The sequence below is a fragment of the Micromonospora sp. NPDC003944 genome (assembly GCF_053605225.1).
Map to the genome: position 1 here is coordinate 96,518 of NZ_JBSGIV010000017.1, position 11,027 is coordinate 107,544.

The 11,027-nt window shown below is 72.9% G+C and carries 9 protein-coding genes; 5 read left to right on the forward strand and 4 right to left on the reverse strand.

Going from position 1 to position 11,027, the window contains the following annotated elements; genetic code table 11:
* Nucleotides 1-41 precede the first annotated feature (41 nt).
* Nucleotides 42-416, reverse strand: coding sequence for a sensory rhodopsin transducer (locus ACWER9_RS11530; protein ID WP_452301760.1), 375 nt, complete (start codon nucleotides 414-416; stop codon nucleotides 42-44).
* Nucleotides 413-1,627, reverse strand: a complete 1,215-nt coding sequence (locus ACWER9_RS11535) for a D-arabinono-1,4-lactone oxidase (protein ID WP_452301761.1) — start codon at nucleotides 1,625-1,627, stop codon at nucleotides 413-415. Before ACWER9_RS11535 ends, ACWER9_RS11530 begins: the two co-directional genes overlap by 4 nt.
* 79 nt (nucleotides 1,628-1,706) lie before the next feature.
* On the opposite strand from ACWER9_RS11535, the gene ACWER9_RS11540 reads away from it, so the two are divergent.
* Nucleotides 1,707-3,569: a glycoside hydrolase family 15 protein gene (locus ACWER9_RS11540; protein WP_452301762.1), complete on the forward strand. Its 1,863-nt coding sequence runs from the start codon at nucleotides 1,707-1,709 to the stop codon at nucleotides 3,567-3,569.
* On the opposite strand, the gene ACWER9_RS11545 is transcribed toward ACWER9_RS11540, so the two are convergent.
* On the reverse strand, nucleotides 3,547-4,395 hold the full coding sequence (locus ACWER9_RS11545; protein ID WP_452301768.1) for an arginase family protein: 849 nt from the start codon (nucleotides 4,393-4,395) through the stop codon (nucleotides 3,547-3,549). The two genes, ACWER9_RS11540 and ACWER9_RS11545, sit on opposite strands and share 23 nt — an antisense overlap.
* Before the next feature lie 199 nt (nucleotides 4,396-4,594).
* Between ACWER9_RS11545 and ACWER9_RS11550 the strand changes: the two genes are divergently transcribed.
* The 4 genes from ACWER9_RS11550 (at nucleotide 4,595) to ACWER9_RS11565 (ending at nucleotide 9,705) form a co-directional block, all read left to right on the forward strand.
* Nucleotides 4,595-4,744, forward strand: a complete 150-nt coding sequence (locus ACWER9_RS11550; protein WP_165947858.1) for a hypothetical protein — start codon at nucleotides 4,595-4,597, stop codon at nucleotides 4,742-4,744.
* A gap of 17 nt (nucleotides 4,745-4,761) precedes the next feature.
* Nucleotides 4,762-6,192, forward strand: a complete 1,431-nt coding sequence (locus ACWER9_RS11555; RefSeq protein ID WP_452301763.1) for a class I SAM-dependent methyltransferase — start codon at nucleotides 4,762-4,764, stop codon at nucleotides 6,190-6,192.
* Nucleotides 6,185-8,188 carry a sulfatase-like hydrolase/transferase gene (locus tag ACWER9_RS11560; protein ID WP_452301764.1) on the forward strand — a complete coding sequence of 668 codons (2,004 nt, stop codon included), beginning with the start codon at nucleotides 6,185-6,187 and terminating at the stop codon, nucleotides 8,186-8,188. The genes ACWER9_RS11555 and ACWER9_RS11560 overlap by 8 nt, the downstream gene beginning before the upstream one ends.
* 233 nt (nucleotides 8,189-8,421) lie before the next feature.
* Nucleotides 8,422-9,705: a citrate synthase gene (locus tag ACWER9_RS11565; protein WP_357351388.1), complete on the forward strand. Its 1,284-nt coding sequence runs from the start codon at nucleotides 8,422-8,424 to the stop codon at nucleotides 9,703-9,705.
* 267 nt (nucleotides 9,706-9,972) lie between these two features.
* Here the strand turns inward: ACWER9_RS11565 and ACWER9_RS11570 are convergent, their stop codons facing one another.
* A complete protein-coding gene (locus tag ACWER9_RS11570; RefSeq protein WP_452301765.1) occupies nucleotides 9,973-10,617 on the reverse strand; it encodes a maleylpyruvate isomerase N-terminal domain-containing protein in 645 nt (214 codons plus the stop codon).
* Nucleotides 10,618-11,027: the final 410 nt, after the last annotated feature.

The following is an 11,027-nucleotide window of genomic DNA, read 5'->3' on the forward strand; positions in this document are numbered from 1 at the left end:
CGGTTACCCGGTGTGGCGCTCGGCCGAACCTGGGTGTGCGGTCACTCCGGATACGCCATGGTGGCGGCCAGCGCCACCGTCCCCGGCAGCCGGGTGTCCTGACGCAGGAACTGCACCACCACCGGGACGGGGGAGCGCAGCAGGCAGCCGTACGGGCGGTCGAGCCGCACCGCCTCCGGATCGATCAGGTCGTTGAGCCGGACGTGTCGCACCCGGCGGGCCTCGACGGTGACGGCGTACGGGCCGACGGGCTCGGTGTCCTCGTAGTAGAGGGTCAGCTCGAGGTCGGCGTGGGTGTCGGTGGCGTTGAGGACGCAGAGCTGGTCGAAGCTGGTGAACGCCGGTTCCGGGCCGTTGCTGGGGAACGGGATGTGCCCGCCCGGCACGACCCACAGACGCGCGCCGATCTCGGTCATCGGGTCTCCTCCAGCAGCAGGGCGAGGTCGGGGCTGAGGAACACCGCGTCCGGGTCGAGGTGGCGGCGGGCGTCCTGGAAGTCGTCCCAGCGCGGATAGAGGGGCCGCAGGTCGGCGGCGGTCAACCAGTGCTTCTTGCCCCAGTGCGGGCGGCCCCCGTACTGGCGGAACACCGCCTCCATGTCCCGGAAGTAGTCCTCGTACGGCAGGGACGTGTTCTGGAGGCAGGCGATGGTGGTGGTGGGTCGGCCGTACGCGTTGCTCAGCCAGATGTCGTCGGCGGCGATGCTGCGGACCAGCACCCGCCAGCCGGCGACCCGGCGGTGCCGCTGCGTGATGCGCCGTCGGACCTCGGCGAAACAGGCCGGGAACGCCTCGGACGGCAGCATGTACTCGATCTCCTCGAACCGCAGGTCCCGTTCCTTCGGGATGGTGCGGTGCACCGGGCCGGACCGGATCTCGTGGGGCGCCCCCCACGGTCCGGAGTCCGGGACCCGCGGTGCGGCCCACACCCGCTCGCCGGACGCCTGGTCGGCGCGGTTCATGGTGCGGATCTGGGTCTGGTCGCTACGCGGGTACCAGTAGAAGTCCATGTTGCGGTTGGTGTGCTGCAACTCGGCCAGGTGGTCGAGGGTCCACTCGAGGTGTGCGCACCACGCCCGACGGCGCAGCTCGTAGCGGGGTTGCACGTCGAGCGTCACCTGGGTGACGACGCCGAGCGCACCGAGCGACAACCGGGCCGCCGGCAGCAGGTGCGCGTTCTCGTCGGCCGAGATCTCCAGCACGTCACCGGTGCCGGTGACCAGGCGGACGCCGACCACCTGGGTGCACAGGTTGCCGAAACCGATGCCGGTGCCGTGCGTGCCGGTGGCGGTCGCGCCGGCGATCGACTGGTAGTCCACGTCACCGAGGTTGTCCATGGCCAGACCGGCGTCGTAGAGGCCCTCGCCGAGGGTCTTGAGCTTGGTGCCCGCCCAGACCCGCGCCCGGTCGGCGTCCTCGGCGACGACGCCCGCGAGCCGGTCCACGCTGAGCAGGATGTCGTCGGTGCGCGCCAACGGGCTCGACGAGTGGCCGGACCCGACCGGGCGGATCGTCCGGCCGGCCTCCCGGGCCCGTACGACGAGGTCCCGTACCGCGTCCTCGTCGGCCGGCTCGGCGAACTCCCTCGGGGTGAACGAGAGGCTGCCGGACCAGTTGGCGAACCGCATGGCGCGGACTACCCGCCGGGGCGGCCGGTAGTCGCTGGCCAGGGCGTTTCCGGGGTGACCCGCCGGGTAGACGCGCCGCGTGCCGGTCCTCGGCTTTCCCGCCCCGGGCGAGTTCCCCGTCCCGATCGACTCGTACGCCTTCCTCTCCGACACCCACACCGGGGCGCTGATCGGCGCGGACGGCGCGGTCGACTGGTTCTGTGTGCCGCACTTCGAGGGCGACGCGGTCTTCGCGCGCCTGCTGGACCGTCGCGTCGGTGGTGCGTTCACGCTCGCCGTCGCGGCGGACGCCGCGCCGGTGCGCCGGTACCTGCCCGGCACCCTGGTGCTGGAGAGCGTGCACAGCTCCCCCGGTGGCAGCGCGACAGGTCAGGACTTCCTCGCCGTCCGGGCCGGCGACGCCGCCCAGCCGTTCCGCGCGGACCTGCTGCTGGTGCGCCGCCTGCACGTGCGGCAGGGGTCGGTGCGGGTGCGTGCCGAGGTGACGCCCCGCCCCGGGTACGGCGCCCGCCCGACCGCCTGGCTGCGGGAGGCCGACGACTGGGTGGCGGCCGAGACCGGGCTGTGGCTCCGGTCCGGGCTGCCGTTGCACGTCGACGGCGCGACGCTGCGGGCCGAGGCGGTGGTGCACGAGGGCCAGACGGTCGACGTGCTGCTCGGCTACGGCCCGGACCGTTTCGCCGACGTCGACCCGGCCGACCTGCTGGAGCGGACCTGTCGGACCTGGCGGGAGTGGTCCGACCGCGCCGACTACACCGGTCACGGCGTCGACGAGGTGCGGCACAGCGCCGCGGTGCTGCGGGGCCTGTCGTTCGACGAGACCGGAGCGTTGCTCGCCGCACCCACCGCCTCGCTGCCGGAGGAGATCGGCGGGGTCCGCAACTGGGACTACCGCTTCACCTGGCACCGCGACGCCGCGCTGCTGCTGCTCGCCCTGTTCCGGCTGGGCCACGCCGAGGAGGGCCGCCGCTACCTGCGCTTCCTGCTCACCGTGTGCGGGGCGGGCGACGTCCTCACCCCACTCGTCGGGATCCACGGCGTGACCCGCGAGGAGAAGGTCCTCCCGCACCTCGACGGGTACGCCGGCTCACGACCGGTGCGCATCGGCAACGAGGCAGCCCAGCAGATCCAGTTCGACACGTACGGGCACGTGCTCGACGCCGCGCTGTCGTACCAGCAGCTGACCGGCGAGTTGACCGGCGCGCAGTGGGAGGTGCTGCGCGGGCACGTCGACACGATGGCCGCCCGGTGGCGGGAGCCGGACCACGGCATCTGGGAGATCCGGGGGCCGCTGCGGCACTACGTCAACTCGAAGATGATGGCCTGGGTCTGCCTCGACCGGGGCGTCCGGCTCGCGGACCTGCTCGACGATGAGCAGTCGCCGGTGCGGCGGTGGCGCGCGGAGCGCGACGCCATCCACGCCGAGGTCGTCGCGCGTGGCTTCGACAGCCGCGTCGGCAGCTTCGTGCTGGCGTACGACTCGACCGACCTCGACGCGTCGCTGTTGCGGATGCCCCTGGTCGGTTTCCTCCCCGGTGACGACCCGCGCGTGGTCGCCACCGTCGACCGCATCCGGCGGGACCTCGCCGTCGGCCCGGCGCTGATCCGGCGGTACGCGGCCGACGACGGGTTGCCCGGCGAGGAGGGCGCGTTCCTGCTGTGCTCCTTCGAGCTGGTCTCCGCCCTGGTCCTGGCCGGGCGGCGAGAGGAGGCCGCCGAGGTGTTCGACCAGCTCCGCGCGTACGCCGGGCCGCTCGGCCTGTACGCTGAACAGCTCGACGCCGACGGCACCGCGCTGGGCAACTACCCGCAGGCGTTCACCCACCTCGCGTTGATCGAGGCGGCCCTGAACCTCGACGGCGCCGGTGACCGCGACGCCCTGCACGCGTGGGCGGAGCGCGCGGCGCGACCGGGAACGGTCAACCGACGAGCACCTCGGTGAGCACCTCGGCGACGCGGCGGGTGTGCCGCCCGTCGGGGTCCTCGTCGGTGTTCAGGTCGGTCACGCTCATCCCGAGCAGCCGGTCGGCGCGGGCCAGCGGCGTGACGAGCGCGATCAGGTCCGCCCAGCGCGGCCCGTCCGGCTCGGGGTAGGTGACCGCGGGCAGGTCGCGCGGGTCCACCACGTCCAGGTCGAGGTGCAGCCAGGCCGGCCCGTCGCCGTCGGCGGCCAGGCCCGCGCCGACCGTCGCCGCGCCCCGTCGCCGCAGCTCGGCGGCATTGACCTGGTGGATCGCCGGGTCGATCCGGGCCGCCTCGACCCGGCTGCTCTCGTCGGTGGCCGGGCGGTGCCCGAGCAGGTGGACGCGGTTCGGCGCGATCAGCGCACCCTCCGTGCCGACGGCGGCGGCGGGGCCGTGCCCGGTGACCACCGAGAGGTCCATGTCGGCGGCCTCCCCGGTCGGCGAGGTCGTGCCGTCGAGGAAGTCCGGGTGGGCGTCGACGAACCACAGGTCGGTGGCCGGGGGCAGGGCCCGGCAGATGCCGGGCAGGATCGCGCAGTCCCCGCCGAGCACCAGCGGCCGGTGGCCGTCCGCGAGGAGCGCGCCGATGCGGGCGGCGATGGCGCCGCCGGCCCGGACCAGGCCGGCCGCGCCGATCACCCCGCTCACCGGGTCACGGTTCGGGTCGCGCAACCGCGCCTCGTCGATCTGCCCGTCGTCGTCCGCGGCCAGGGCCTCGCGTAGGCCGACCCGCCGCAGCGCGACCGGGGCCCGCTCCTCGCCGCGCCCGGTTCCGGAGGAGTCCAGCGGCGCGTCCACGATCATCCAGCGCACGTCCGCAGCGTACCGGCGCGGCCGGCCGTCCCGGCCGCATTCTGTGGCGAGGCTGGGAGTACGCCGATGTGGCCGCGACGGTGACAGGGACCGGCGTACGGTGAGGGACAAGTCCGGCTTTCTGGGTCAAAAGCCTCATCGGTGTACGCCTGGAACCCGGTGTCGAGACGGCGAGGGCAAGGAGCGATCGGTGGAACATCTGGCCTACCTGGACGCGGGATCCGGCAGCCTGATCGTGCAGGCGGTCGTCGGCGGGGTGGCTGGCGCCGCGGTCGCCGCGAAGCTCTACTGGCGACGGCTCGTCGACAGGTTCCGCCGGCAACCCACCGACCAGCGCTGAGCAGGCCAGCACCGACGATGGCGATCTCACCCACCGAGGTACGGCCCGAGCCCGCCTCCTTCCGCGACCCGGCCAACCGGGTCTTCCACGTCGGCGACGAGGTGCTGCGCGGGCTGGACACCCAGGCCGCCGCGCACTGGCGGGCGCTGACCGGCAGCACGTTCTTCCCGGCGCTCGTGACCGCGCGCAAGGTCTGCGCCACCGAGGACGCCCCGCCGACACTGGTGCCCGCCGCGACCGGGACGCCGTGGGCCGCCGTGCTGCGCCACGAGCGCATCCCGTTCGTCTCCCACCCGTACGAGTGGTCGTTCGGCATGCTTCGCGACGCCGCCCTGCTGCACCTGGAGATCCTGCGCGCCGCGCTCACCGAGGGCTTCACCACCAAGGACGGCTCGGCGTACAACCTCCAGTGGCGCGGCGCCGAGCCGGTCTTCATCGACATCGGCTCCTTCGAGCCGGTCCGCGACGGCGAACCGTGGGCCGGCTACCGGCAGTTCTGCCAGACCGTGCTCTACCCGCTGATGCTCACCGCCCACCTGGGCGTGGACTTCCAACCGTGGCTGCGCGCCCGGGTCGACGGCATCGAGGCCGACGAACTCCGGCCACTGTTCACCGGGGCCCGCCGGCTACGCCCCGGCGTGCTGACCCACCTGCACCTGCACGGGGCCATGCAACAGCGCAACGCCGCCGCCAGCACCACCGACGTCCGCGACCAACTGCGGGCCGCCGGCTTCTCCCGGGAGTTACTGCTCGCCACCGTACGCGGCATCGAGAAGCTGGTCCGCAAGCTGGACCGCCGCCCGCCCGAGAGCCACTGGTCGGACTACCAGCGCACCTGCGGCTACTCGGCCCGCGACCGGGTGGCCAAGGAGCAGTTCGTCGCCGTCGCGGTGGCCGCCGGCGCCCGCCCCCGCCTGGTGCTCGACCTCGGCGCCAACGACGGCCGGTACTCCCGGCTGGCGGCCGGGCACGCCGACTACGTGGTCGCCGTCGAACAGGACCCCACGGTCGTCGACGAGCTGTACCGACAGTTGCGCGCCGAGGGGCAGCGCCGCATCCTGCCGCTGGTCCTGGACCTGGCCGACCCCTCGCCGGGTGGCGGCTGGCGGGGCGTCGAGCGGGCCGGCTTCGCCGAGCGGGCGTCCGCCGACGTGGTGCTCGCCCTCGCCGTGGTGCACCACCTGGCGATCGGGCGCAACGTGCCGTTGCCCGAGGTCGTCGACTGGCTGGCCGGGCTGACCGCGCCGGGCGGCGCGGTGGTGGTGGAGTTCGTCCACCCGGAGGACCCGATGGCGACCCGACTGCTGGCCAACAAGCCCGCCGGTCTCTTCCCGGACTACCGACGCGACACCTTCGAGGCGCTGCTGGCCGCCCGGGGGCGGATCACCGACCGGCTGGAGCTGCCCTCGGGCACCCGCACGCTCTACCGAACGGTGATCGGTGGCTGAACCGCGGGCGGAGCGGGGCTGGCGCGGGGAGCTGGGTCGGCAGTTGGAGATCGTCGCGCTTGTCGGTCTCGTGGTCACCCAACCGCTGCTGGACGTGCTCGGCCGCAGTCCCGACTTCTTCCTCTTCCACCGCGCCGACCCGGCCCAGATCCTGCTGCTCGTCGCCCTGGTGACGGTGCTCCCCACGGCCGTGGTGGCGCTGCTCGGCGCGCTCAGCCGACTGGCCGGCCGGACCACCCGCGCCGTCACCCACACCGGACTCGTCGGGCTGCTGGTCGCCGCCCTGGCCGTGCAGGTGGGCCGACACGTGACGCCGCTTCGAGGCGTACCCCTGCTGCTCGTGGCCCTGCTGGCCGGGGCCGCGGGCGCGGTCGCACACCGGCGGTGGCGGGCGCCGCGTCTGGTGTTGCGACTGGCCGCCGCCGGCCCGGTGGCCTTCGTGGCGCTGTTCCTGCTGGTCTCACCCACCTCGGCGGTGGTCCTGCCGCGCAGTGACGGCGGCGCGGCCGGCACCGCGCAGGGCGCGGCCGTGCACCCGCCGGTGGTCATGCTGATCCTCGACGAGCTGCCGTTGGTCAGCCTGCTCGGCACGGACGGGACGATCGACGCGGGGCGGTACCCGCACTTCGCCGAGTTGGCCGGCGGCTCCACCTGGTACCGCAACTCCACCGGGGTCAGCGGGTGGACGCCCAACGCGTTGCCGGCGATGCTCACCGGCCGCTACCCGGCGCGGCCGGTCGCCCCGCACTACTCGCAGTACCCGGACAACATCTTCACCGCCTTCGGCGGCCTGTACGACATCAAGGCCGAGGAGAGCATCACCCGGCTCTGCCCACCCAGCCGCTGCGAGCAACCCGTCACCCCGGAGCAGGGGCTCGGCGTGCTGGTCCGGGAGACCGGCAAGCTGCTCGGCCGGATCGCCGGCCCGACCGAGAGCGCCCTCGACCCGGAGGACTCCTACCGCGAGCAGACCCGCGCCGAGGCCGGCCTGGACGCCGCCGAACCCGTGCCGGCCGACCCGAAGTTCCGCTGGGACAGCCTGGACGACAACCAACCGGCGCGGTTCACCAGCTTCCTGGCCGGGCTGAAGCCGACGTCCCGACCCACCCTGCACTTCCTGCACCTGCTGATGCCGCACTCACCGTGGGCGTACCTGCCGTCCGGGGCGCGCTACGACGCACCCGAGGACCTGCCCAACGACGGCGCCGGCTGGGTCGACCTGGCCCGACAGCGGCACCTCGCCCAGCTCGGCTACACCGACCGGCTGATCGGCGAGACGTTGCGCACGCTGCGCGCCAACGGCCTCTACGACCAGGCCCTCGTCGTGGTGACCGCCGACCACGGGGTCAGCTTCCGCCCCGGCGCCCAGGGCCGGGGCATGGACGCCATCAAGGCCGCCGCCGGCGAGGTCGCCTGGGTGCCGACGTTCGTCAAGGAACCCCGGCAACAGACCGGCCGGGTGGACGACCGCAACTGGGAACACGTCGACCTGCTGCCGACCGTGGCCGACGAGGCCGGCATCCGGCTGCCCTGGCGGGTCGACGGGCGCTCCGCCCGCCAGGCCCCCCGCACCGACGCCACGAAGCACTTCTACGACCGGCCCGGCGAACCGGTCACCTTCCCCGGTGGGGTGCCCGCCCCGCCACCCCTGCCGACACCGCACCCCCTGGTCGGCACCGAGGTGCGCGCCGGCCCGGCCGGCGGCAGCGCCCGGGTCGCCGACCTGGCCGCGTTCACCGCCACCGACCCGGACACCGGCACCCTCCCGGCGCTCGTCTGGGGAGACGTCCCGGACCGGATCCCGGACGGCACGCTCCTCGCGGTCGCCGTCAACGGCCGCGTCGGTGCCGTCGTCCCGGTGGTGCCGGCCGACCCCGGCGGACGCCGGTTCGCCGCGCTGCTCGCCGACGACAAACTGTTCCACGCCGGCACCAACACGCTCGACGTCTTCCAGGTCGAAACGGACGGTACGCTGCGACGCCTCGCGCTGTCCTGACCTGGCTTCCAGGGTCGGTCCGGTCCGGCTCCCGGCGTCGGCCCCTGACCTGGTTCCCGGGGTGGTCCGGGCCGGTCCCGGCTGGCGGGACGGCGGGTTTCCCGTCCGCCCGGTCGGGAATCGGGTGACGCATACCTCACCGCCGAACCACGGCGGGCGTTGTCCCTAGAGCCGCAATTACGGTAGAAGCGAAGGCAATTCAACGTAGATCTGCCGGCGAAGCGAGGAACCACATGACGGAAGTCAAGCTCGATCACCCCGGTGGGCAGCTGTCGATGCCGGTACATCCTGCGGTCGAGGGCCCCGCCGGTATCGGGGTGAGCAAGCTGCTGAAGGAAACCGGGATGACGACGTACGACCCCGGTTTCGTCAACACCGCCGCTGCCTCATCCGCGATCACCTACATCGACGGCGACGCGGGCATCCTGCGTTACCGGGGGTACCCGATCGAGCAGCTGGCCGAGAAGTCCTCCTTCCTGGAGGTCTCCTACCTGCTCATCTACGGTGAGCTGCCGACCGAGCAGCAGCTGACCGAGTTCACCGAGTGGATTCGGCGGCACTCGCTGCTGCACGAGGAGATGCGCCGCTTCTTCGACGGCTTCCCCCGGGACGCCCACCCGATGGCGGTCCTCTCGTCCGCGGTGAGCGCGCTGTCCACCTTCTACCAGGACAGCCTGGACCCGTTCGACTCCGAGCACGTGGAGATCTCCACGGTCCGGCTGATGGCGAAGGTCCCCACCATCGCCTCGTACGCCTACAAGAAGTCCATCGGTCAGCCGCTGCTGTACCCGGACAACTCCCTGGGGTACGTGGACAACCTGCTGCGGATGACGTTCGGCGTGCCGGCGGAGCCGTACGAGGTCGACCCGGTGATGTCGAAGGTGCTGGACATGCTCTTCGTCCTGCACGCCGACCACGAGCAGAACTGCTCCACGTCGACCGTGCGCCTGGTCGGCTCCAGCAACGCCAACCTGTTCGCTTCGGTCTCGGCCGGCGTGAACGCGCTGTTCGGCCCGCTGCACGGTGGCGCGAACCAGGCGGTGCTGGAGATGCTCCAGCAGATCCACGCCGGCGACGACGACGTCCGGTCCTTCGTCCGCAAGGTCAAGGACAAGCAGGACGGCGTCAAGCTGATGGGCTTCGGCCACCGGGTCTACAAGAACTACGACCCGCGGGCGGCGATCGTCAAGAAGGCCGCGCAGGACGTGCTGGGCCGGATGGCCAAGCCCGACCCGCTGCTGGACATCGCCATGGAGCTGGAGGAGATCGCGCTCGCCGACGACTTCTTCGTCTCCCGTCGGCTCTACCCGAACGTGGACTTCTACACCGGCCTGATCTACAAGGCCATGGGCTTCCCGACCAAGATGTTCACCGTGCTCTTCGCGCTCGGCCGGCTCCCCGGCTGGATCGCCCAGTGGCGCGAGATGATCAACGACCCGGAGACCAAGATCGGCCGTCCGCGGCAGGTCTACGTCGGTGCCGCCGAGCGGGACTACGTCCCCTTCAACGAGCGCTGACCTCCGCTTTCCCGCTCCACCGGCTGGCCGTCGACCCCTCGCAGGGGCGGCGGCCAGCCGCTGTGTGGTGTGGCCGGTCCGGTGATCCGGCGGCTCCCATGATCGACTCGGGATCCTGAAGGTCGGGGTGTTGGCGGTGCTCGGACACCGCGTCTTCCAGGAACGCGAGTGGATCAGGCCCGCCGCCCCGCCGCCCCGCGCCCGGTACGGCGGTGCTCATCGCCACGCTCACCCCGACCGGGACGGCGGGGTGGACGGCGACGGCGGTCAGAAGGCGGAGATGTCCCGGGATCGTTCGCTGCGGCTCAGTGCGCTGATCAGCGCGGACTGGCCGTTGCGGCGCACGGCCAAGCGGACCAGCAGGTCGCGTACGGGGTCGAAGGCGTTCGCCGGGAACTCTGGAGTGGGTACGCCGATGCTCACCGCGAGGTCGTCGGAGTGGACCACGACCTCCAGCTGACGGGTCAGCAGGAACTCGCTGCGCGCGAGGGCCCAGCCCTGCCACGGGATCGGCACGACCTCACGTGCGACCCCGCGCGACAGCAGGTCGACCACCTCGTCCAGCGCCTGGGCGCAACGGGCCGTCAGGTGGGCTGGCCCGCGTACGGCGTCGGCCTCGTCGGGGCCTTCGGCGACCGTCTTGTCGTCCGGGGTGCCCTCGCTGACCCAGGCGGCCCGCGCGTAGTGACTGTCGGCCGACTCCAACACCGGCAGGTCGGTCGGCATCGGCAGCAGCTCGGCGGCGCGTACCGCCTGGCGGCCCAGGTGGCACGCCAGGCCACCCACTGACAGGTGCGGCAGCGCGCTCGGGTTCGACCACTGCTCGGCCACCTCCGGACGCCGGATCAGGTCCAGCGCGATGGAGGCGGCGATCGGAAAGGTGGCGTCCAGGGCGTCGACAGGGCGAGACATCCGCACATTCTGGCAGGCCCGACCGACCCGCGCCGGGCGGCGAGGCACGCGCCGCGGCGACACCGACCCCGGCTCCCCGTCCGTGCCGGGCGGCGGGGCGCGCTAGTCACGGCGAGACCCACCCCGGCTCCCCGTCCGTGTCGGGCGGCGCGGGACGCGCCCGTAACGTCGAGATCGACTCGGCTTTCCGGAAGGCGGGGTGTCCCCGGCGCTGGGACACCCCGCCTTCAAGAAACACGAGTCGATCTCGCCGGGACGAGACCGGCCGCCGAAGGCCGACCGGCCGCCGAAGGCCGACCGGCCGCCGAAGGCCGACCGGCCGCCGACCGATCCTCAGTCTCGCTCGGCGTTTCCGCCACGAGCCTGGCGCCCGTTCTCGGCCGGTTTGTCCGGCCTCCCCCGTGCAGAGA

Coding starts and splice junctions, on each gene's coding strand:
- ACWER9_RS11545 (WP_452301768.1), bottom strand. CDS start 4,395: ATGATCGTGGACGCGCCGCTGGACTCCTCCGGAACCGGGCGCGGCGAG.
- ACWER9_RS11535 (WP_452301761.1), bottom strand. CDS start 1,627: ATGCGGTTCGCCAACTGGTCCGGCAGCCTCTCGTTCACCCCGAGGGAG.
- ACWER9_RS11530 (WP_452301760.1), bottom strand. CDS start 416: ATGACCGAGATCGGCGCGCGTCTGTGGGTCGTGCCGGGCGGGCACATC.
- ACWER9_RS11565 (WP_357351388.1), top strand. CDS start 8,422: ATGACGGAAGTCAAGCTCGATCACCCCGGTGGGCAGCTGTCGATGCCG.
- ACWER9_RS11555 (WP_452301763.1), top strand. CDS start 4,762: ATGGCGATCTCACCCACCGAGGTACGGCCCGAGCCCGCCTCCTTCCGC.
- ACWER9_RS11570 (WP_452301765.1), bottom strand. CDS start 10,617: ATGTCTCGCCCTGTCGACGCCCTGGACGCCACCTTTCCGATCGCCGCC.